The 20,455-nt window shown below is 68.8% G+C and carries 20 protein-coding genes; 11 read left to right on the plus strand and 9 right to left on the minus strand.

What is annotated here, in order from left to right; translation table 11 throughout:
• Positions 1–18 precede the first annotated feature (18 nt).
• Positions 19–516, minus strand: coding sequence for a DUF2975 domain-containing protein (locus ACWGE0_RS37040; RefSeq protein WP_452265539.1), 498 nt, complete (start codon positions 514–516; stop codon positions 19–21).
• A gap of 94 nt (positions 517–610) precedes the next feature.
• Here ACWGE0_RS37040 and ACWGE0_RS37045 point away from each other — a divergent pair, with 94 nt between their 5' ends.
• The 3 genes from ACWGE0_RS37045 (at position 611) to ACWGE0_RS37055 (ending at position 2,858) form a co-directional block, all read left to right on the plus strand.
• Positions 611–1,042 (plus strand): acyl-CoA thioesterase, encoded by a 432-nt coding sequence (locus ACWGE0_RS37045; protein ID WP_452265540.1) that lies wholly within the window; start codon positions 611–613, stop codon positions 1,040–1,042.
• On the plus strand, positions 1,035–1,661 hold the full coding sequence (locus ACWGE0_RS37050; protein WP_452265581.1) for a hypothetical protein: 627 nt from the start codon (positions 1,035–1,037) through the stop codon (positions 1,659–1,661). The genes ACWGE0_RS37045 and ACWGE0_RS37050 overlap by 8 nt, the downstream gene beginning before the upstream one ends.
• A 75-nt stretch (positions 1,662–1,736) precedes the next feature.
• Positions 1,737–2,858 (plus strand): low temperature requirement protein A, encoded by a 1,122-nt coding sequence (locus ACWGE0_RS37055; RefSeq protein ID WP_452265541.1) that lies wholly within the window; start codon positions 1,737–1,739, stop codon positions 2,856–2,858.
• Here the strand turns inward: ACWGE0_RS37055 and ACWGE0_RS37060 are convergent.
• From ACWGE0_RS37060 to ACWGE0_RS37075, 4 genes are all read right to left on the minus strand, one after another.
• A complete protein-coding gene (locus ACWGE0_RS37060; protein WP_452265542.1) occupies positions 2,855–4,447 on the minus strand; it encodes a glycoside hydrolase family 13 protein in 1,593 nt (530 codons plus the stop codon). The genes ACWGE0_RS37055 and ACWGE0_RS37060 overlap by 4 nt on opposite strands.
• Before the next feature lie 57 nt (positions 4,448–4,504).
• Positions 4,505–4,888, minus strand: a complete 384-nt coding sequence (locus tag ACWGE0_RS37065; protein WP_452265543.1) for a globin — start codon at positions 4,886–4,888, stop codon at positions 4,505–4,507.
• Positions 4,889–5,047: 159 nt separating this feature from the next.
• Positions 5,048–5,878 (minus strand): mechanosensitive ion channel family protein, encoded by an 831-nt coding sequence (locus ACWGE0_RS37070; protein WP_452265582.1) that lies wholly within the window; start codon positions 5,876–5,878, stop codon positions 5,048–5,050.
• Between the two features lie 95 nt (positions 5,879–5,973).
• The gene (locus tag ACWGE0_RS37075) at positions 5,974–8,070 is read right to left on the minus strand and encodes a prolyl oligopeptidase family serine peptidase (RefSeq protein WP_452265544.1); all 2,097 of its coding nucleotides are present in this window, start codon (positions 8,068–8,070) and stop codon (positions 5,974–5,976) included.
• Between the two features lie 247 nt (positions 8,071–8,317).
• Between ACWGE0_RS37075 and ACWGE0_RS37080 the strand changes: the two genes are divergently transcribed.
• On the plus strand, positions 8,318–8,890 hold the full coding sequence (locus tag ACWGE0_RS37080) for an HNH endonuclease (protein WP_452265545.1): 573 nt from the start codon (positions 8,318–8,320) through the stop codon (positions 8,888–8,890).
• Positions 8,891–8,941: 51 nt separating this feature from the next.
• Here ACWGE0_RS37080 and ACWGE0_RS37085 read toward each other — a convergent pair whose 3' ends face one another.
• Positions 8,942–9,862 carry a DUF2345 domain-containing protein gene (locus ACWGE0_RS37085; RefSeq protein ID WP_452265546.1) on the minus strand — a complete coding sequence of 307 codons (921 nt, stop codon included), beginning with the start codon at positions 9,860–9,862 and terminating at the stop codon, positions 8,942–8,944.
• On the opposite strand from ACWGE0_RS37085, the gene ACWGE0_RS37090 reads away from it, so the two are divergent.
• Genes ACWGE0_RS37090 through ACWGE0_RS37100 form a run of 3 tightly spaced genes read left to right on the plus strand, consistent with a single transcriptional unit; the run spans position 9,842 to position 11,776 of the window.
• On the plus strand, positions 9,842–11,044 hold the full coding sequence (locus ACWGE0_RS37090) for an MFS transporter (protein ID WP_452265547.1): 1,203 nt from the start codon (positions 9,842–9,844) through the stop codon (positions 11,042–11,044). The genes ACWGE0_RS37085 and ACWGE0_RS37090 overlap by 21 nt on opposite strands.
• 20 nt (positions 11,045–11,064) lie before the next feature.
• On the plus strand, positions 11,065–11,310 hold the full coding sequence (gene ctaJ, locus ACWGE0_RS37095) for an aa3-type cytochrome oxidase subunit CtaJ (RefSeq protein ID WP_452265548.1): 246 nt from the start codon (positions 11,065–11,067) through the stop codon (positions 11,308–11,310).
• On the plus strand, positions 11,297–11,776 hold the full coding sequence (locus tag ACWGE0_RS37100; RefSeq protein ID WP_452265549.1) for a DUF5130 family protein: 480 nt from the start codon (positions 11,297–11,299) through the stop codon (positions 11,774–11,776). Before ctaJ ends, ACWGE0_RS37100 begins: the two co-directional genes overlap by 14 nt.
• 45 nt (positions 11,777–11,821) lie before the next feature.
• On the opposite strand, the gene ACWGE0_RS37105 is transcribed toward ACWGE0_RS37100, so the two are convergent.
• From ACWGE0_RS37105 to pepN, 3 genes are all read right to left on the minus strand, one after another.
• Positions 11,822–12,463 carry a GNAT family N-acetyltransferase gene (locus ACWGE0_RS37105; RefSeq protein ID WP_452265550.1) on the minus strand — a complete coding sequence of 214 codons (642 nt, stop codon included), beginning with the start codon at positions 12,461–12,463 and terminating at the stop codon, positions 11,822–11,824.
• Entirely contained in the window at positions 12,460–13,233 is a 774-nt protein-coding gene (locus tag ACWGE0_RS37110; protein ID WP_452265551.1) for a GNAT family N-acetyltransferase, read from the minus strand. The genes ACWGE0_RS37105 and ACWGE0_RS37110 overlap by 4 nt, the downstream gene beginning before the upstream one ends.
• Before the next feature lie 273 nt (positions 13,234–13,506).
• Positions 13,507–16,068 (minus strand): aminopeptidase N, encoded by a 2,562-nt coding sequence (pepN, locus tag ACWGE0_RS37115; protein WP_452265552.1) that lies wholly within the window; start codon positions 16,066–16,068, stop codon positions 13,507–13,509.
• Positions 16,069–16,231: 163 nt separating this feature from the next.
• Between pepN and ACWGE0_RS37120 the strand changes: the two genes are divergently transcribed.
• The 4 genes from ACWGE0_RS37120 (at position 16,232) to ACWGE0_RS37135 (ending at position 20,421) form a co-directional block, all read left to right on the plus strand.
• On the plus strand, positions 16,232–16,840 hold the full coding sequence (locus ACWGE0_RS37120; protein ID WP_452265553.1) for a mycothiol-dependent nitroreductase Rv2466c family protein: 609 nt from the start codon (positions 16,232–16,234) through the stop codon (positions 16,838–16,840).
• Positions 16,841–16,898: 58 nt separating this feature from the next.
• The gene (locus ACWGE0_RS37125; protein WP_452265554.1) at positions 16,899–17,741 is read left to right on the plus strand and encodes a DNA-3-methyladenine glycosylase family protein; all 843 of its coding nucleotides are present in this window, start codon (positions 16,899–16,901) and stop codon (positions 17,739–17,741) included.
• A gap of 71 nt (positions 17,742–17,812) precedes the next feature.
• A complete protein-coding gene (locus tag ACWGE0_RS37130; RefSeq protein WP_452265555.1) occupies positions 17,813–19,165 on the plus strand; it encodes an aldehyde dehydrogenase family protein in 1,353 nt (450 codons plus the stop codon).
• Between the two features lie 41 nt (positions 19,166–19,206).
• Positions 19,207–20,421 carry a GNAT family N-acetyltransferase gene (locus ACWGE0_RS37135; protein ID WP_452265556.1) on the plus strand — a complete coding sequence of 405 codons (1,215 nt, stop codon included), beginning with the start codon at positions 19,207–19,209 and terminating at the stop codon, positions 20,419–20,421.
• The last annotated feature ends 34 nt before the right edge of the window (positions 20,422–20,455 follow it).

Genomic DNA, 20,455 nt, shown 5'->3' on the forward strand with positions numbered 1-20,455 from the left:
GTGCTTTTCCGCAGCGGATCACACGATCTGCTCCAGCTCCGCGCGCTGCAGGATCGCGCGCCGCAGCCAGTGCCTCCCGACCACCACCAGCAACGCCACGCCGACCGCCGCGACCGTGCCCACCGCGGACCCCATCCACAGGCCCAGGGTCTCCATGCCGTCCGCCGGCGAGGGGATGTCGGCGAACGTGACGTAGACGAACAGCCCGGCGAGCACCACGGCTCCGGCGGCGATGGCACCGATCGCGATGTTCGTCCACGTGAGCGCGCCGGACTCGAACACGGTGCCTCTGCCCGCCAGGTGCAGCATTCCTCCCAGCGCCACCGCCAGGACCTGGAGGCACGCGATGAAGACGATCGCGGACACCACGAGCGGCACCCGCACGGACTCGTAGGGCGGGAAGAGCGCGACCTCGTCCGCCGCGGTCGTCGGGATCACCACGACCTGCGCGAACAGCCCGCCGAGGACCGCGACGGCGAGCAGGGCCTGCAGGAACAACACCAGGGCGCGAGACATAGATCGAGTATCGAGAGCTGCCTATCGAATTTCAATCGGCCGGTGTGGAGGTCCTGTGAAGGTTCAGGCCTGCCGCGTTCGGTAGGGTCCCTGCATGGGTGTCTTCGTCACTGGTGTGCGACCGCGATGGTCGGACATGGATGCGTTCGGCCACATCAATCACGCGAACACCGTGACGTTGCTCGAAGAGGCCCGGATCGAGCTGCTGTTCACCGAGGCGGCCCGCCACGGCGTGAAGGAAATGGCCGAGGGCATGGTCGTGGCGAAGCTCGTGGTCGAGTACCTCTCGCCGATCGTGTTCACCGGCGAGGACATCGTGGTGGAGATGTCGGTGCGGGAGCTGAAGTCCGCGTCGTTCACACTCGACTACGTGGTGCGCGGCAGCCGTGAGCCGAACAGCCCTGTCGTCACCAAGGCGGAGACGCTCATGGCGCCCTTCAACGTGACTACCGCACGGCCGCGTCGGCTGACCGAGGCCGAGCGTGACTTTCTCGCCGGGTGGCGAGCAGGGGGTAATGGTGCCTGAGCTGGTGTTGGCCGACGCGGCCGAGAGAGACGACCTGGGCGCGTTCGCCGCGCGGGCGGTGCGGCTGGACGGTCAGACCGTCGTGCGGCTGCGCAACCGCAACGAGGAACTGCTCGACGCGTGGGTCGCCACGCCGTTCGACACGCTCGCCACGCGAACCGTTGCGGGGCAGGCGAATCCGGCCGACGTCACGGTGGCGGGATCCGAGCTGCTGACCGGGCTCGCGGTCATGCGCGACGAGCGCATCGATCCAGGGCCCGCCAAGGACCTGATGTGGCGCTCGGCCCTGCCGCCCGCCGACGGCTGGCTCATGGTGGACCGGTTGCCCGTCGAGGTCGTCGCGAAGATCGCGGACGAGGGCGTCGAGGTGGCGCGGGAGAACACCGGGCCGCAGGGCACGCCGCCGGCCTCGTTGCTGGACCAGGCGGTGCTCACGGTGAGCGGGTCCGGGCTGGACCTGAAGATCCCGCTGCGCTGCCTGTTCGCGTTGTCGGGCATGGGTTTCCTCGGCGAGGACGGCGACGTGCGGGTCTCCGGGACCGACTCGTGGCTGCGGATCGACGCCCGCTACGGCGCGGTGGTGCGCCGCCGCCACTCGATGTTGCCGCTGCTGGTCTGACCTGGAGTTAGGTTCAGGTTCGCCGCTGGAGAATTCGGGACGCCGCAAGCGGATGCGCGTGGCACGATGTCGCGCGTGTCCGCCGAAACGCACGCACCGCAAGAAGACACCGAGTACCGCGTCTCGACGCTGGAGCTCTTCTTCGACCTGGTCTTCGTCTTCACGATCACCCAGCTGACCAGCAAGCTGGCCGGCGACACGTCGCCGCTCGGGTTCGCCCAGGTCGTGATCATGCTGTTCGTGATCCTGTGGATGTACTTCGGGTACGTCTGGCTCACCAACGCCGTCCCGCCGAACACCACGCTGCGGCGGCTGTTGCTGATGGCGGGCATGGGCGGGTTCCTGGTGATGGCGCTGGCGATTCCGAACGCGTTCGACGCCGCCGGACCCGCGTTCGGTGTCGGGTACCTGATCGTGAACCTGGTCCACTCCGGGCTGTTCATCGCGGCGGGCGGGCCGGGATCGGCGGCCGCCATGGCGCGGCTGGCGCCGTTCAACCTCGGCTCGGCGGGTCTGGTGATGGCCGGCGGGTTCCTGCCGCCTGCCTGGCGTGCCGCAGCCTGGGTCGCGGCCGTGGTGCTGATGATCGTGTCGCCGTACGTCAACCGGCGGCACGGCGAGTTCCGGATCAGGTCGGCGCACTTCGTCGAGCGGCACGGCCTCGTGGTCATCGTGGCGCTGGGCGAGTCGATCATCGCGATCGGCATCGGGGCTGCGGGGCTGCCGCTCAACCTGCAGCTCGTGGTGGCCGCGTTGCTCGGTCTCGCGCTCGTCTACCAGCTGTGGTGGTGCTACTTCGGCCGTGACCAGGACGTGCGCGCCGAGCACAGCCTCCAGCACATGACGCAGGCCGAACGGGCCCGCGCGGCACTGTCGGCGTTCGGATGGGCCCACGCGCCGATCCTGCTCGGCATCGTCGTCGTGGCCGTCGGCGTGAAGAAGACGATCGGCCACGCCACCGACCACCTCTACCTCAGCGGCGCGCTGGCCCTGGGCGGCGGGGTCGCGATCTTCCTGGCGGGGCAGGTCTACTTCCGCCTCAGGCTGCGCATCGGCACCGTCAAGTGGCGCGCCATCGGCACGGTCGCGGCGCTTGCGACCGTGCCGATCGGGCTGTGGCTCGCCATCGCGCAGGTCGCCGCCCTGGTCCTGGTGGTCGGCGCGCTGCTGGCGGTCGAGGAGAAGGTGAGGGCTTAGGCGAGCCAGACCGCGGTGTCCGGAGGCAGCTGGTCGCCGTCCATCGGCCCGGACGACAGCAGCACCTGACCGGGCGGCAGCGGTACGGACGCACCGGACGTGTTCAGCGCGCAGATCAGCCCGCCGCCCTTGCGCCGGAACGCGAAGCAGCCGGCCGGGGCGCCGTACCACTCCAGCTCCTCACCGGCGAAGCCCGCGTTGGACTTCCGGTGCTCCAGCGCCTCGCGGTACAGCGAGAGCATCGAACCTGGATCTTCGAGCTGGGCCTCGGCGGTGAGGTGGTCCCACTCGTTCGGCTGCGGCAGCCAGGTGTTCACGGCCGTGGAGAAGCCGAACGGCGGCGCGGTGCCCTCCCACGGGATCGGCACCCGGCAGCCGTCTCGGCCGCGCTCGGTGTGGCCGGAGCGTTCCCAGGTCGGGTCCTGCAGCGCCCAGTCGGGCAGTTCCACGTTCGGCAGGCCGAGCTCTTCGCCGTTGTAGAGGTAGATCACGCCCGGCAGCGCCAGTTCCACCAGCGTCATCGCGCGGGCCCGTTGCTCGCCCAGCGCTCCGCCGCCGTAGCGGGTCACGTGGCGCACCACGTCGTGGTTGGACAACGTCCAGGTCGCGGGGGTGCCGGACAGTGCGACGGCGCCCAGCGAGTGCTCGATCGCCGAACGGACGGCGTCGGCGTCGAAGTCGGCCTCGACCAGGCGGAAGTTGAAGCCCAGGTGCAGCTCGTCCGGGCGGACGTAGGCGGCGAAGCGCTCGTCGTCCTTCACCCAGATCTCGCCGACGGCCATGGTGCCGGGGTAGCCGTCCATGACCTTGCGGATCATGCGGTGGATCTCGTGCACGCCGTCGTTGTCGAAGCGCGGGTCGTGCGCGTCGTCCGACAGCACGCCGGGAACCTGCGGGCGGATCTCCATGTCCGGGAGACCCTCCGGCTTGGCCATGCCGTGCGCCACGTCGATGCGGAAGCCGTCGACACCGCGGTCCAGCCAGAACCGCAGCGTCTGCTCCAGGTCGGCGCGGACCTCCGGGTGGTCCCAGTTGAGGTCGGGCTGCTCCGGCGCGAACAGGTGCAGGTACCACTGGCCGTCCGGCACGCGGGTCCAGGCGGGGCCGCCGAAGACCGAGGTCCAGTTGTTCGGCGGCTGCGAGCCGTCGAAGCCGCGGCCCTCGCGGAAGACGTAGCGCGACCGCTCCATGCTGCCGGGACCGGCCTGCAACGCCTCCTGGAACCACTCGTGCAGGTCGCTCGTGTGGTTCGGGACCAGGTCGACCGTCACGCGGATGTTGTGCTCGTGCGCGTCCGCCACCAGCCGGTCGAACGCGGCCAGGTCGCCGAACATCGGGTCCACGTCGCGCGGGTCCGCCACGTCGTAGCCGTGGTCGGCCATCGGCGAGCGGTAGAACGGGGTGAGCCACAGGGCGTCGACACCGAGCAGTTCCAGGTAGCCGAGGCGGGACCTGATGCCGTCGAGGTCGCCGACGCCGTCGCCGTTGGAGTCGGCGAAGGAGCGCACGTAGACCTGGTAGAACACGGCGTCACGCCACCAGGCGGACTCTTCGGCGATCTCAGGGCTGAGGTCGGAGGATCGTCGCACGGGGAGTCATCCTGCCATTCGTCTCGCTGCGAAAGGACCCGATCGGGTGATGGGCGCTCAGGACCAGCTGTTCATCAGGCTGTTCGCGGCCATCTCCAGGTAGTCCCAGAGCTGCTTGCGGTGAGCCTCGTCAAGACCTGCGTCGTCGACGGCGACCCTCATGCAACGCAGCCACGCGTCCCGTTCGATCGGACCGATCTTGAACGGCACGTGTCGCATCCGCAGCCTCGGGTGGCCGCGGTTGTCCGAGTAGGTGTGGGGGCCGCCCCAGTACTGCATCAGGAACAGCCGCAGCCGCTCCTCCGCAGGTCCGAGATCTTCTTCGGGGTACAGCGGGAGGAGGATCTCGTCGGTCTTCACCTCTTTGTAGAAGCGCGCGACGATGCGGTGGAACGTCTCCTCGCCACCGACCTGTTCGAAGAAGCTCACGGGGTTGCCCACGCAACCATCCTGACTCACGCGAGCCACCGCGCGCAGGCCGCCCCGGGTGTTGGTTCGCTCATAGGGGTGTGAACTGGCAGGACGCTGGGTGATCACCGTCTCGAATGGGTGTTCTAACTCACCTGGCGTCCGCCGCCTGTCCTGTTTGGGAAAACTGTCCTACTTGGCGGTGAAGCCTGCCTCTTCCAGAGCGGGCATGAGCTGCGCACGAAGGTTGCGCTGGACCGCCCACTGACGGCCGGGACGGGTCTTCACGGTGATCCGCAGGGTGATGTTCTCCGGAGTGAACTTCTCCACGCCGAGCACCTCCGGCTTGGCCGTGATGTCCGTCTTCAGCGGCTCCCGGTCGGCGACCAGCGCCACCGTGCGCTCCAGCACCTGGGTCGCCTCGGCGAGGTTCGCGCCGTAGCTCAGCGGCAGGTCGACGACCGCGACCGCGAAGCCCTGCGACGAGTTGCCGACGCGCAGGATCTCGCCGTTGCGGACGTACCAGACGGTGCCGCCGGTGTCGCGGATCGTGGTGGTGCGCAGCGCGACCGCCTCGACCGTGCCGGTGATCGCCGGGCCGAGGTCCACGACGTCACCGACGCCGTACTGGTCCTCCAGCAGCATGAACATGCCGGACAGGAAGTCCTTGACCAGGTTCTGGGCGCCGAAACCGATGGCGACGCCCAGGATGCCCGCCGAGGTCAGCACCGGCGTGATGTCCAGGCCGACCACGATCATGATCTCCAGGAACGCTATTCCGAAGATCAGGATCGTGACGATGGACTGCAGCACCGAGCCGATGGTCTTCGCGCGCTGCTCACGGCGCTCGGAGACGAGGTTCCCGAGCGCTTGAGGTGCGCGTTCCCGCAAGGGCTTGAGCAGGCCCGGCTTCTTGCCTTCCTTGCCGGGCGTGGTGATCCGGCTGATGACCTTGCGCAGCAGGGCCCTGATCACGAAGGCGGCGATCAGGATCACGACGATCTTGATCGCGCCCGCGATGATGGCTGGACCGTGCTCCTCGAAGAACTTGACCGCCTGTGCGGTCTTGTTCGCGGCGTCATCCACGGGACTCGGCGCCAACACGTGCTCGTGCCCTCCTACAACTCCATGCCAGTGGCATTCGCGAGAAACGTCAGCTGGTCCACGGCGAGAGCGACCGTCCGGCTGACCGACCTGCCGGCGTGACCCACCTCTGTCTCGCGGCGGATCAGCACGGGGTGCTTGGTCGGATCACTGGACGAAGCGTGCTGCAACGCGGCGCACATCTTCCTGGCGTGGTTGGGGTCCACACGAGAATCCGACTCGAACACCGTGAACAAGACCGAAGGGTACTCAACGTCCGTTACCACTCGGTGATAAGGAGAGTAGGACAGCAGCCAGCCCAGCTCCTCGGAAACGCTTGCGCTGCCGTATTCATCGGCCCACAACCGTCCAAGCAGGAACTTCTCGTAGCGCACCATGTCGAGCAGTGGCGCTGAGCACACCACGGCCGCGTAGAGCTCGGGCCGCTGGGTGAGCGCGGCACCGACGAGCAGGCCGCCGTTGCTGCCGCCCATGATCGACAACTGCTGCGGCGTGGTCCACCCGTCGCGCACCAGGCGTTCCGCGGCGGCGTGGAAGTCGTCGAACACGTTCTGCTTGTTCGCGCGCATGCCGGCGACGTGCCAGTCCTCGCCTTCCTCGTCGCCACCGCGCAACGACACGTGCACCCACACGCCGCCCGCTTCGACCCAGGCCAGCGTGGTCGCGCTGTAGCCGGGCCCGCGGCCGATCGCGAAGCCGCCGTAGCCGGTGAGCAGCGCGGGACGGGGCAGGTCGGGCTTCTGCTCGCCGCTCACGACGAACATCCGGACCGTCGTGCCGTCCTTCGACGTGTACGCGATCTGCTGCGTCGTCACGGTCGGCAGTTCGACACGACCCGGCGCGGCCTCGTGCAGCACCGTCTCACCGGTGGAGGTGGAGAACCGGAACACCGACTGAGGCGTCACGAAGTCCGTCCACCCGAACCACACCGTGTCCTGGTCGTGGTCCGTCAGCGCGTCCACGACAGACATGCCGTGCAACGAACCCGTGCCGGGCAGCGGGATCGCCTGCTTGTGCGCACCGGTCGCGGCGTCGTGCAGGTGCAGTTCGGACACCGCGTGCCTGGTGCGCAGGACGACCAAGTTGCCGTTGAGCCAGCGCAGGCCGTCCAGCACCGAGTCCGGTTCCTCGCTGATGAGCTCGGTCCACTCGGTGGGGTTCTCCGGGTCGGCGACGCACAGGCGCTGGCGGGGCGCGTCCAGCGTGGTGTGCAGGTACAGCCGGCCGTCACGGGCGACGAACGCCGAGCACTGCACGCCGGCCTCGGTCAGGATCACGGGCTTGAGCGCGCTGTCGCCGTGCAGGTCCGCGATCCACACCGAGTCGTGCTTCGTCGTGCTGGGCGCACCGCTGACGACCAGCCAACGGCCGTCCTGCGAGACGGTGAGCGAGTAGTAGAAGGTGTGCTCGAGGCCGTCGCCGTGCACGTTGAGGTCTGTGTCCGGGTCGGTGCCGACGCGGTGACGCCACACACGGCGGTGGAACAGCTTCTCGTCGTCGGGCAGCAACGCCGGGTCGAGCTGGCGTACGTAGTAGAACTCCTCGCCGCCCGGCAGCCAGCCGATGGAGGAGTAGCGGCACCGGTCGATGGGGCCCTCGATGAGGTCGCCCGACTCGACGTCGATGACGTGCAGGAGCGAGTGCTCGTTGCCGCCGACGGAGACCTGGTACGCCAGGCGCGTGCCCTCGAGGCTGGGGGACCAGCCGTCCAGGGTGGTCCGGCCGGACGGGTCGAGGGCGCTCACGTCGAGCAACGGGCGTTCGGTGCCGTCGATCTCGCGCACCATGACCACGGGATGGTCCTGCTCAGGGCCGCGGCGGGTGAAGAACGCCCTGCCCGCGCGCCAGGTCGGAGTGGACACCGACCCCGTGCGCATCAGCTCCTTCAGCCTGCCGCCGAGGCGTTCGCGGCCCGGCACGGCGTCGAGCCAGGAGCGTGCGAGCACGTCCTGCGCCTGCGACCACGCCTCGGTGCGGGCGTCCGCCGTGTCCTCGAGCCAGCGATAGGGATCCGCGATGTCGCGGCCGTGAATCTGCTCGGCGAGGTTTAGCCGCTCGGCGATCGGGTAGGTGATCGTCGCAGGCAGTGGAGTGGAAGGAACCTCTGTCACCTTGTCAAGGGTAGCGGGCGATGAAAACCATCTCCGATAGGGCGCTCGTTCACCCCCGGTTTGATCACACATCCATGACGCGTCACTTATCACACGTGATTTTTTCCTGGTAAGTGTGGTCTCCTATGGCTGAACCGGTGGAGGTGGTCGCGTGCCAGACCGACAACCGACCCCTATCGGCACCTCGCTACCAGGCGAGACGGCGCCGACGGTCCCCCCATGCCGAAAACCGCCCGAGCTGCGGGCCGTGCCGGATGGGGATCGAGATGGGGGAGGTACCGGTCCGACGCCGGCTGTTTTCCCCTGGGGAAGACGCAAGGTCCTGCTGCTGAACGCCACGTTCGAGCCGCTCACGGCGTTGTCGTTGCGCCGGGCGGTCGTGCTCGTGGTCTGCGGGAAGGCCGAAGTCGTGCACGGGGACGCTTCAGGGCTCGTGCTGCACTCGTCGAAGTCCGAGGTGCTCGTGCCGTCCGTGATCCGGCTGAGCACCTACGTTCGCGTGCCTTATCGAGGTCGCGTGCCGATGACCCGTGCCGGGCTCATGCACCGCGACCGTTATCGCTGTGCCTACTGCGGCGGCCGGGCCGAGACGATCGACCACGTCGTGCCGCGTTCGCGTGGCGGACCTCACACCTGGACCAACTGCGTCGCCTGCTGTGCGAAGTGCAACCACCGCAAGGCGGACAAGATGCTGTCCGAACTGGGCTGGCGGCTGCGCGTGATTCCCGCCGCGCCGCGTGGCCCGCACTGGCGGCTGCTCGCCGGGGTGGCCGAGGCGGATCCGCAGTGGTTGCCGTACCTGGGTGAACCCGCGGCCTGATCTGGCCGGTTCCGCTCCCCGTCGTTCTGCTGGGTCGTTCTGCCGGCTGGGTCAGGCCGCGAGGCTGAAGTCGTTCTGGCGCGCCGTGATGCGCACGGAGTCGTCGAGGGCCGTGATCCGGACCGAGTCGGTGGCCGTGATGCGCACGGAGTCCTCACGTGCGGTGATGCGGACGCTGTCGTCGTGAGCAGTGATGCGGACCGAGTCGTCCATGGTGATCCGGACGCTGTCGTCGTGCGCGGTGATGCGGACGGAGTCGTCCATCGTGATGCGGACCGAGTCGTCCTGTGCCGTGATGCGAACCGAATCGTCCATGGTGATCCGGACGGAGTCGTCGTGGGCGGTGATGCGCACGGAGTCGTCATGCGCGGTGATGCGGACCGAGTCGTCGTGAGCCGTGATGCGGACGGAGTCGTCCATGGTGATCCGGACGGAGTCCTCACGCGCGGTGATCCTCACCGAGTCCTGCTGAGCGGTGATCCGAACGGAGTCTTCACGCGCCGTGATCCGGACGGAGTCGGTCATGGTGATCCTGACCGAATCGCTCGCCGTGATGCGCACGGAGTCTGCCATGGTGATGCGCACCGAGTCCGAGGCAGTGATGCGCACAGAATCGGCCGCAGTGATCCGAACGGAGTCACGCGCCGTGATGCGAACGGAGTCACTGGCCGTAATACGCACTGAATCGTCCTTGTAGCTCATAAGAGTGACGGACGGGACCTGGGGGCGGGTGGTCAGCAACATTTCGTGTCCTCCAGGACGCTCGGGGTGGGTGCGCAAGACCCGTATAGGTGAAAAGCTAAGAGGTGGGTGTTCCGGGAACAAGACCCCAAACCGGCACCCGTTCGCCTCCGTCCGGGTGAGGCCTGACCGGGTGTAACCGCTGCGCCGCACGAGAGCACTCATTGCCCTTACTGGCCGGTATGGACACGCTCTGTAGCGTTCAGACAGATGGAACGTGACGTGCGTCATACGGCGAAAGGCCTGCGCGGACGCGGTTTCCGAGCTCTCACCGGCGCGTGGGCGGTGTCGCTCGTCGGGGACGGCGTGCGCATCGTCGCGTTGCCATTGTTCACCGCCGCGAGCACTCGAAGTCCACTGGCGGTGTCCGCGGTGGCTGTCGCGGTCACCCTGCCCTGGTTGCTCGTCGCGCTGCCGGCGGGCGCACTCGTGGACCGTTGGCGGCCCAGAACCGTTGTCGTGGTGGCACATTGGCTGCGCGCCGGGGTGACCGGACTGCTCGCGCTGGCGGTCCACAACGGACATGCGACGGTCGTCGTCTTGTGTGCCACGGCTTTCGTGCTGACCTCGGCCGAGACGTTCGCGGACTCGGCGTCACAGGTGCTGCTGGTCGAACTGGCCGGCCCGGACGAGCTGGAGGCGGCGAACGGCCGGTTCGTGACGGTCGAGACGGTCGGCATGGACCTAGCGGGCCCGCTGGCCGCGGCGGTGCTGTTCTGGTGGGCTCCCGCGGCCTGTTTCGCACTCGACGCGGCCTCGTTCGCCGTCGCCGCGGTGCTGGCGTCCCGGGTTCCAGATGTCGCGCCCGAACGCGCTCAGGGTGATCTTCGCGGACAGCTGGTGGAGGGTGCGCGGTTCCTCGTGCGGACCCCTGGCCTGCGGTCACTGGTAGTTGCCGTTGCAATCACAGCTGTCTGTGCGGCCGCGATCAACGCCATGCTGGCGCTCTACTCCATCCAGGTGCTGGGCCTCTCCGAACCGGTGGTTCCCGGCCTTGTCGTGTGCATGGCGGCCGGGGCTCTGCTAGGCGCCTGGCTGTCCCCGCGGCTCGCGGTGCGGTGGGGTGCCGGCCGCGTCATGGTCGGGTTCCTGGCACTGCTCGGCGCGGCGTTCGCGTTGTTCGGCCTGGTGCCCTGGCTCGTGGTGGCGGTGCTCGCGTGCGTGCTGTTCGGCGTGGCGTCGGCGGGCTGGAACGTGCTGTCCGCGACCCGGCGCCAACGGCTCACCCCAGGACCGATGATGGGCCGCGTGACCAGCGCGTATCGGGTGCTCGCGTGGGGACTCTCGCCGCTCGGCGCGGGTCTCGCCGGACCGCTCGCCTCGGTGACGTCGCTGGGCACCGTCTACGTCGTGGCGGGCTCGATAGTGGGATTGACCGCGATCTTGCTGGCCCGGCCTCTCGCGCGCGACTGAGTTCGGCTACCGTACCCGCCGTGACCATCGTGGAGACCGTCCTCGTCTTCGCGCTGATCCCGCTGGCTCTGTACGGCGTGATCATGCTGCTGACGTTGAGGCCCAAGGCCACCCGGATTCCCCGGTACCGGCCCGGCCAGGAGTGGGGCTACGCCCCGGTGTGGTGGAGCGCGAACCCGGCCGGGTTGAGCTCGGGCCACCACAGCACGCCCGAGTCCGCCGGCCAGGGCTCGACTGCCAGGGGAGGCGCTCGTGGCAACTGGTAAAGCGATCGTGGCTGTCGACCCGTCCACGCTGCCCACCGGCGCCGTCGTGACGAACAGCGGCCGCGTCTCCGCAGCGAAGATGTACGAGCCGCACGCGCCGGAGCTGCCGTTCACGCCGACCCAGCTCGCGCAGCTGGACGAGGCGCTGACGCTCTCCAGCCGCACCACCGGCCTCGACTTCAGCGTGTACCTGGGCGAGCTGGGCACGAACGCCCACGAGCGCGCGCAGGAGCTGCACGCCTCGACCGAGCGACCGGCGCACCACGTCCTGGTGGCCGTGTCGCCGGGCGAGCGCGTCGTCGAGATCGTGACGGGCGAGGAGTCCCACCGCCGTCTCGCCGACCGCGGCGCCAAGCTCGCGGTGATGAGCATGGTGGCGTCCTTCAAGGAGGGCGACCTCGCGGGCGGCCTCGTGTCGGGCCTGCGCATGCTGACCGACCAGGCGGGCAACGCACCGCGTTCCTGATCCGAACTGAGTGAAAGGCCCCCGGCTCGGGGGCCTTTCGCGTTTTCAGCCCGCGATGACCGCGTTCTGCGCCACCACGAGGCCGGAGATCCGCTCCCAGCCGAGCCTGCTGTAGAGGTGCACGCCCACGGTCGACGAGAAGAGCAACCCGGTCGTCGCCCCGTCCTTCACCGCCTCGCGCACCAGCGTGCCCATCACGACGCTGCCGAGCCCACGCCGCCGATGCGCCTCGGCGGTCTCGATCCGGTGCGCGACCGCGTCTTCGCCGACGACGGCCATCAGCCCGCTCGCCGCCTCCTCACCGTCCGCCGAGAGCACGCGGACCTGGATGACCGGGTTCCTGGTCACCTCCACCGCGTAGCCCGCGGGCGGTTCCGGTGCGGGATGGCCGGCCAGAGCGCGCTTCATGAACGTCTCGTCCGGCCGCGCCACGATCAACCCGGCAGCCTCGAGTTCCGCGGCGACCTTCTCCGGTGCGTGCGTCGGAACGCTCAGCCAGTTCGGTTCCTCGGACGCGGCAACGATCCTGGCCATCGCGGCGGTGTCCGCGTCGTCCGTGGCGATCCACTCGTACTGCCGGTGCGGCCGGTTCACGTGGACGACCAGGTACCCGTCGCGGTACTCGGACGTCAGCCCGTCGGCCGCGATCCAGCCGCGGTGCCAGCGTTCGACCAGTTCACCGATCATGCTTCCCCCTTGGACGCGATCACGACGTCGGAAACCCTGTGCCAGCCCAGCTTCCGGTACAGGTGCAGGCCGTCCTCGGTGGCGAACAGCAGTCCGTCCGCGGCGCCGGCCTTGACGGCTTCCCGCACCAGCACGCCCATCACCACGCTGCCGAGCCCGCGCCGCCGGTGCCGGGGCGCGGTCTGGATGCGGTGCGGCACAGCGTCCTCACCGACCACGGCGATCAACCCGCTCGCGGCCTCCTCGCCGTGGTGCAGCACCCGGACCTCGATGACGTCCGTGCCGGTCACCTCGATCGTGTAGCCGTCCGGAAGCTCCGGCGCGGGATGGCCGGTGAGCGCGCGCCGCATGAAGGTTTCCCTCGGGCGCAACGTCAAGCCGGCTTCCCGCACGGCCGTTTCGACCTCGTCGGGCGACTTCGTGGGCACGGTGAGCCAGTCCTCGGCACCGCTCTGGCTCGCGTGCCAGGCCGCTGAACCGTCGTCTCGGGTCAGGACGCGTTCGGTCCGCCTGCCGGGGTGGTTGACGCGCACGTGCCAGGAGTTCGGGCGGCGCAGGGTGGTCAGGCGGGCCGCCGCGGCGGTGTCGAACGGCGCCCACAGGTTGCGTTCCGCCGGAACACCGTCGTGCCACAGGTCCCACACGGCGCGCGCGGACGGAACCGGGCGATCTGTTGCGTCGGCACAGCTCGGCTGGTCGAGCACAACGTCGAACAGCCCGTCACCCAACGCGGAGGGCATCACCGACATCACCTCCAGGTCGATCGGCACCGATCAACGTCACCGGAGGCCATTCGTTGTGACCATCCCACTGCCTCGGAAATCCGTCCATCGCAAGGCATTCACTCTCGACGCCGTCCTGCAGGACAACCCGTCGGTGTTGGCGGCACGGGCCAGGACTACCACGACCTCGGTGTCGTCGTCCTCAGTCTCGAACCAGTGCACGATCTCGTACCGCAAACAGGCCTCCCCAGGACGGCCTCCTGACGTTATGCGAAAGCCCCGCGACGCGCGAACGCATTGCGGGGCTTCCACATCAGAACATCAGGACCGGTCGAACTCCTGGGCGGCCAGAGCGCGCACGATGCCCGCACGGCCCTCGGACACCAGGCGGCGCAGCGCCGGCGGGTGCTCGTCCGCCAGCCACGCGTCGGCGGCCTCCACAGTGGACCTCGCGATCGACCAGGCCGGGAACATGCCGACCACCATGGACTGCGCGCGTTCGGAGCTGCGGCGATCCCACACGCTCTTCACGTCACCGAAGTAGCGCTCGACGTACGGCGCGAGCAGTTCCTTCTGGCCGGGGTGGGAGATGCCCGCGATGATCGCCTCGGAGACCGCGTTGGGCAGGTCGTCGTCGTTCACCGCGCGGTCCCACGCCTCGTCCTTGGCCGCGATGGTCGGGCGCAGGGCACGGGCCGACTGCGCACGGCGGTGGCCGGTGGAGGTCGGGTCGCGCTCCTCCTCGGCGTTGATCTCCGCCAGGTCGGCCTTGCCGTGCGCGACCAGGGCCTGCAGCAGCCGCCAGCGCAGGTCGGTGTCGACGTCCAGGCCGGGAAGGCCCGCGGAACCGTCGTACCAGCCGCGCAGCACGTCCAAAGTGGACTCGTCCAGCACCGACGAGGACAGCGCGTTCACGAACGCCAGCTGGTGGTCCGAGCCCGGTTCGGCGGCCTGCGCCAGTTCCAGGGCCTTCGCCACGAACCGGCGCCAGCCCTCAGCCCGCCACGAGTCGTCCGCGTACGACGACAGCGAGGTCTGCGCCTGCAGCAGAAGTCGTTGCACGACACCGACCTCGGACTCGGAGTGCAGTCCGCCCAGCACGAGGTTCACGAAGTCGCGGGCCTTCAGCTCGGCCTCGCGGGTCATCTCCCACGCGGCCGACCAGCACAGCGTGCGCGGCAGCGGCTCGGCGATGTCGGAGATGTGGTCGATCAGCCCGGCCAGCGAGTCCGGGTCGAGGCGCATCGTGCAGTACGTGAGGTCGTCGTCGTTGACCAGCACGATCTTGCCGCGGTGCACGCCGACCAGCTCGGGAACCTCGGTGCGGTCACCCGTCACGTCCAGCTCGTGGCGGTGCGTGCGGACGAGCTTGCCGGTGCCGTCGTCGTCGTAGACGCCGATCGCGATGCGGTGCGTGCGCAGTTCGCCGGCACCGGGACGCGCGCCGCCCTGCAGCACGGCGAACTCGGTGAACTTGCCCTGTGCGTCCACGGTGAACTTGGGGCGCAACAGGTTCAGGCCCGTCGTCTCCAGCCACTGCGCGCTCCACCACGACAGGTCGCGCCCGGACGCCTCCTCCAGCGCGCCCAGCAGGTCGGCCAGCGTCGCGTTGCCCCAGGCGTGCTTGGCGAAGTAGACCCGCAGGCCCGCCAGGAAGTTCTCCAGCCCGACGTACGCGACGAGCTGCTTGAGCACCGAGGCGCCCTTGGCGTAGGTGATGCCGTCGAAGTTGACCTCGACCGCCTGCACGTCGGAGATGTCCGCGGCGACGGGGTGCGTCGAGGGCAGCTGGTCTTGCCGGTACGCCCAGGACTTCTCGATCTTCGCGAACGTCGTCCACGCCTGGCGGTACTCGGTGGCCTCTGCCTGTGCGAGCACGGACGCCCAGGTGGCGAACGACTCGTTCAGCCACAGGTCGTCCCACCAGCGCATGGTGACCAGGTCGCCGAACCACATGTGCGCCATCTCGTGCAGCACGGTCTCGGCGCGGCGCTCGTAGAGGTAGCGGGTGACGCGGCTGCGGAAGACGTAGTCCTCGAGGAACGTGACGCAGCCGGCGTTCTCCATCGCGCCCGCGTTGAACTCGGGCACGAAGCACTGGTCGTACTTGCCGAACGGGTACTGCACCCCGAACGCCTTGTGGAAGAACCCGAAGCCCTGCTTGGTCTCGGTGAACAGCCGCTCGTGGTCCATGTGAGGAGCGAGCGAGGCGCGGCAGTAGATGCCCAGCGGGATGCGGAAGTCACCCTCGACGAACTCGTCGCGCCACTCGGCGTAAGGACCGGCGACCAGGGCCACGATGTAGGTCGACATCGGCTTGGTGGTGGCGAACGTGTGCACGTCCGCGCCGCCCTCGCCGTCCTCGGTGGCGGTGATCTCGCCGTTCGAGATGACCTTCCAGTCGTGCGGCGCCGTGACCTTCATCGAGTAGACCGACTTGAGGTCGGGCTGGTCGAAGCACGCGAACATGCGCTTGGCGTCCGCGGTCTCGAACTGCGAGTACAGGTACACACCGCCGTCGACCGGGTCGACGAACCGGTGCAGGCCCTCGCCGGTGTTCATGTACCGGCAGTCGGCCTCGATGGTGAGTTCGTTGGTCTCCGCGAGGTCCGGCAGCTTGACGCCGTCCTCCTCGCGGTATTCGGAGACGTCGAGCTCGCTGCCGTTGAGCACAGCGCGGTGCACGGTCGCCGCCACGATGTCGATCCACGAGGAAGCACCCGGAGTCCGGCTGCGGAACACCACGGTGGTGGTGGAGCGGAACGTGTCCGAACCCGGCTTTCCGCCGCCGTCGGTCAGGTCCAGCTCGATCCGGTAGGACTCCACTTCCAGCAGCTCAGCACGTTCCTGAGCCTGGTCGCGGGTGAGGTTGGGCGCGGCCACTGGTCACCTCGTCTGCCGCGCGGGTGGTTACGCGCTGACGTCGTCGGGAATGGTTATGACTCCCGCATCCAATCACGGAACCGGCGTACGGGAAGAGATGACAGGGTGATCTGGTTGGGCTGATGGGGCGATAACGCCACCTACCGTCACTAAAGGGGCACGCATGACCGACAAGGCGAAGGTCGACTTCTACTTCGACCCCCTTTGCCCGTTCGCCTGGATCTCCTCCCGGTGGATCCTCGAGGTGGAGAAGGTCCGCGACATCGACCTGAGCTTCCACGTGATGAGCCTTGCCGTGCTGAACGAGGGCCGTGACCTGCCCGAGCAGTACAAGGAGCTCATGACCAAGGGCTGGGGTCCGGTTCGCGTGGCCATCGCCGCGGAGCAGAAGTTCGGCAACGAGGTGCTGCCGAAGCTGTACACCGCGATGGGCACGCGCATCCACAACGAGGGCAACCAGGACTTCGACGAGATCATCAAGCTCGCGCTGGCCGACGCCGAGCTGCCGGCCGAGCTCGCAGAGGCCGCGCACTCGACCGAGTACGACGAGGCACTGCGGGCGAGCCACCACCGCGGCATGGACCCGGTCGGCATGGACGTCGGCACGCCGACCATCCACATCGACGGTGTCGCGTTCTTCGGCCCGGTGCTGACGAAGATCCCGCGCGGTGACGAGGCCGGCACGATCTTCGACGGTGCTCGGATGCTCGCCGGCTTCCCGTACTTCTTCGAGCTCAAGCGGACCCGTACGGGTGAACTGGACTTCAGCTGAGTCCTGCTGAGCCTCTCGGCTGAATTTTCTGTCAGGGGTGCTCGCTAGCGTCTCCGACATGGCACACCACCGCGTCGAAGCAGCAGTTCAGGGGCCCTGGTCGCTGGCGACCTCCAGGGCTTTCTGGGAGGGCTTCACGCCGTCGGCGTTGCCTCAGCGCGAGGGTGAGGCGCTGCGGGCGACGTTCCTGGTCGAAGGTGAGTGGCGCCGTGCCGATGTCTCTGTGACTCAGCACGGCGCCACTGCTGTTCTCGAACTCTCCGGTGATGGCGATCTCGACCTGGCGGCGGCGCAGGTGTGCCGGTTCCTGTCGCTGGACGTCGACGGGCGGGCGTGGCCGGACGTCGGCGTGCGAGATCCGGTGATCGCTGCCGCGCAGTCGGAATTGCCCGGTTTACGGCCGTGTGGGTTCTATTCACCGTACGAGGCGGCGGCGTGGTCGGTGCTGGCGCAGCGGGTCCGCATGTCGCAGGCGGCCGTGGTGAAGGCTTCGTTGCTGCGGGACGGCGTGTTCCCGGCACCGGCGGAGCTGTTGGGGCTCGAGCTGGACCTGCCCGGTCGCAAGCCCGAGTACCTGCGGGCGGTGGCTGAAGCGGCGTTGGACGGGTTGCTGGACGCGGTGACTTTGCGCGCCATGAAACCCGCGGCGGCGGTGCTGGCGGTGCAACAGGTCAAGGGGCTGGGGCCGTTCGCGGCCGAGTTGGTGGTCCTGCGCGGGGCGAACGAGCCGGACGCCGTGCCGCACAACGAATCCCGGCTGACCGACGAGGTCCGCGAACGCTACGGCAGGCCGTTGGCCGAGGTGTCCGAGGCGTGGCGGCCGTACCGGACCTGGGCGTCGGTGCACCTGCGAGTGCTGCGTGAGCGGCGGCTAGGGGGTGTTGTGGCAGCTTCGGGGTGACCGCCGTGAGGTGATGTGACAGGCTGGCACGTTGTCAGCGCAGTGGTGTCACATCCGCATGGAGGGCTCTCGTGATCGAGGTCGTCAACCCCGCCACCGAGGAAGTCGTCGGCACGCTCGCCGAAGGCACGCCGGCCGACGTCGACACGGCCGTGGCCGCCGCAGTGGCCGCCTTCCCGGCGTGGTCGCAGACCTCGGTGGAGGAACGGGCGAAGGTGGTCAGGACGATCATCGACGGCCTGCGTTCCCGCGCGGACGAGCTCGCGGCGACCATGACCCGTGAGATGGGCACCCCCATCACGTTCAGCCAGAAGGTGCAGGTCGCGAACCCCATCGCCATCGCGGAGGGCGTCGCGGACGTGCTGGAGCGCGGCTACTTCGAGCCGGAGGAGATCGGCCACTCGCTGGTCTTCCGCGAGCCGATCGGGGTCGTCGCCGCCATCACGCCGTGGAACTTCCCGCTGCAGCAGATGGTCGCGAAGGTCGTGCCGGCGCTCGCCGCGGGCAACACCGTGGTGCTCAAGCCGAGCGAACTCGCGCCGGGGACCGCCGACCTGCTCACCGAGATCATCACGGCCGCTGTTCCCGACGGCGTCTTCGCGCTGGTGCACGGCACCGGGCCGGTCGTCGGCGAGGCGCTGGCGGCGCACCCGGACGTGGACATGGTGTCGTTCACCGGCTCCACTCGGGCCGGGCGGCGGGTGTCCGCGGTGGCGTCCGAGACGGTCAAGCGGGTCGCGCTCGAACTGGGCGGCAAGTCCGCGTGCATCGTGCTCGACGATGCCGACTTCGGGCGCGCGGTGAAGATCGCGGTCGCGAACTCGTTCATGAACAACGGCCAGGCGTGCAGCGCGTGGACCCGCCTGCTGGTGCCCGCGGACCGTCACGACGAAGCCGTCGAACTGGCCGCTGCCGCTGCGCGGAAGTACACGTCGGCGGACCCGAGCGACCCGTCGACGCGCATCGGCCCGGCCGTGTCCGCGGCGCAGCGCGACCGCGTGGTCGGCTACATCCGCAAGGGTGTCGAGGAAGGCGCGACGCTCGCCGCCGGTGGGCCGGACGCGCCGTTGCCGCAGGGCTTCTACGTCATGCCGACGGTGTTCGGCGGCGTGACGCCGGAGATGACGATCGCGCAGGAGGAGATCTTCGGGCCGGTCCTGGCGGTCATGCCCTACGCGGACGAGGACGACGCGGTGCGGATCGCGAACTCCACCATCTACGGCCTGGCGGGCGGCGTGTTCTCCGCCGACACCGATCGGGCGCTGCGGATGGCCAAGCGGCTGCGCACCGGTCAGGTCGACATCAACGCCGCCGCGTTCAACACGAGCGCGCCGTTCGGTGGCTACCGGCAGTCGGGCAACGGCCGTGAGTTCGGCAGGTTCGGCCTGGACGAGTTCTGCGAGATCAAGTCGGTCCAGCGGTAATTGAGCTGCGAGTGCGGCCGTGGCGGCGTATCACTGCTGTCATGGCTGACTCGGCGCTGAGCATCAGGACCATCGACGAATCCGACGTCCAGGCGTTCCAGAACGTCATGGCGTGGGCGTTCCTGGGGGATCCGGCCGGCGAGGACAGCAAGTGGCTCAAGGTCCTGGAACGGGACCGGGCGCACGCGGTGTTCGACGGCGACCAGATGATCGGCACCGCCGGAGTTCTGAGCCGCGAGATCACCGTTCCCGGTGAGCGTCAGGCCCCGGTCGGCGCGGTGACCGTGGTGTCGGTCATGCCAGGTCATCGCCGGCGCGGCGTGGCGTCGTTGCTGATGCGGACGCAGCTGCACGGCATGCACGAGAACGGCGAGGCGATCGCGATCCTCTGGGCGTCGGAGGGCTCGATCTACCGCCGGTTCGGCTACGGCGAGTACGCCAGCAGCCTGGCGATGATGACGATGCCGACGCGCATGGCGTTCCACCCCGGCGTGCACGTGAGCGACACGCGGATCCGCCAGGTGTCGCGCGACGAGGCGATGCCGTTCATGCGCGAGGTGCACGAGCGGGTGCGCCGTACCAAGGTCGGCTGGCTGAGCAGGGTCGAGCACACCTGGGACGTGCAGCTCGCCGATCGAGAGGTCGACCGCGACGGGCTCACCTCCTACCGGTACGCCCTGCATCCCGAGGGGTACGTGGTGTTCCGCGTGAAGCACCACGGCGACTCGAGCGGGCCGCAGAACGAGCTGCACGTGCGTGAGCTGGCGTGTGAGACGGAACAGGCGTACGTGGACCTCTACCGGTACTTGCTGGACATGGACCTCGCGGGTTCCATCTCCTTCTACACCGCCTGGGACGACCCGATCCTGCACATGGTCGACAACCCGCGGAAGGTGCGCCGCGAGGCCGGCGACGCGCTGTGGCTGCGGATCGTCGACGTCGACCGCGCGTTGCCGCTGCGGCACTATTCGTCCGATGTGGACAGTGTGCTCGAGGTCGAGGACTCCTTCTGCCCGTGGAACTCCGGGCGCTGGCGGTTCACGGTCAAGGGCGGCGAAGCGGTGGTGACGCGCACCGAGGACCCGGCCGACGTGACGCTGGACGCCGCCGCCCTCGGCAGTGTTTTCCTCGGTGGCGTACGGCTTTCTGTGCTCAAGCGCGCACACCGCGTGGTCGAACACACGCCTGGACACGTGGACGCGCTGACGACGGCGTTCCTCGGCGCGTATGAGCCGCACTGCCCAGAGGTGTTCTGACGGAACTCACGGCCGTTGTTGCTCGTTGACGGTT

The organism is Lentzea sp. NPDC054927, from assembly GCF_053610285.1.

What these genes read in the sequence shown, in the direction of transcription:
- ACWGE0_RS37105 (WP_452265550.1), bottom strand. Translation starts at nt 12,463, where the DNA reads ATGATCGGTGAACTGGTCGAACGCTGGCACCGCGGCTGGATCGCGGCC.
- ACWGE0_RS37045 (WP_452265540.1), top strand. Translation starts at nt 611, where the DNA reads ATGGGTGTCTTCGTCACTGGTGTGCGACCGCGATGGTCGGACATGGAT.
- ACWGE0_RS37125 (WP_452265554.1), top strand. Translation starts at nt 16,899, where the DNA reads ATGGCACACCACCGCGTCGAAGCAGCAGTTCAGGGGCCCTGGTCGCTG.
- ACWGE0_RS37040 (WP_452265539.1), bottom strand. Translation starts at nt 516, where the DNA reads ATGTCTCGCGCCCTGGTGTTGTTCCTGCAGGCCCTGCTCGCCGTCGCG.
- ACWGE0_RS37135 (WP_452265556.1), top strand. Translation starts at nt 19,207, where the DNA reads ATGGCTGACTCGGCGCTGAGCATCAGGACCATCGACGAATCCGACGTC.
- ACWGE0_RS37085 (WP_452265546.1), bottom strand. Translation starts at nt 9,862, where the DNA reads ATGACGCACGTCACGTTCCATCTGTCTGAACGCTACAGAGCGTGTCCA.
- ACWGE0_RS37090 (WP_452265547.1), top strand. Translation starts at nt 9,842, where the DNA reads ATGGAACGTGACGTGCGTCATACGGCGAAAGGCCTGCGCGGACGCGGT.
- ACWGE0_RS37120 (WP_452265553.1), top strand. Translation starts at nt 16,232, where the DNA reads ATGACCGACAAGGCGAAGGTCGACTTCTACTTCGACCCCCTTTGCCCG.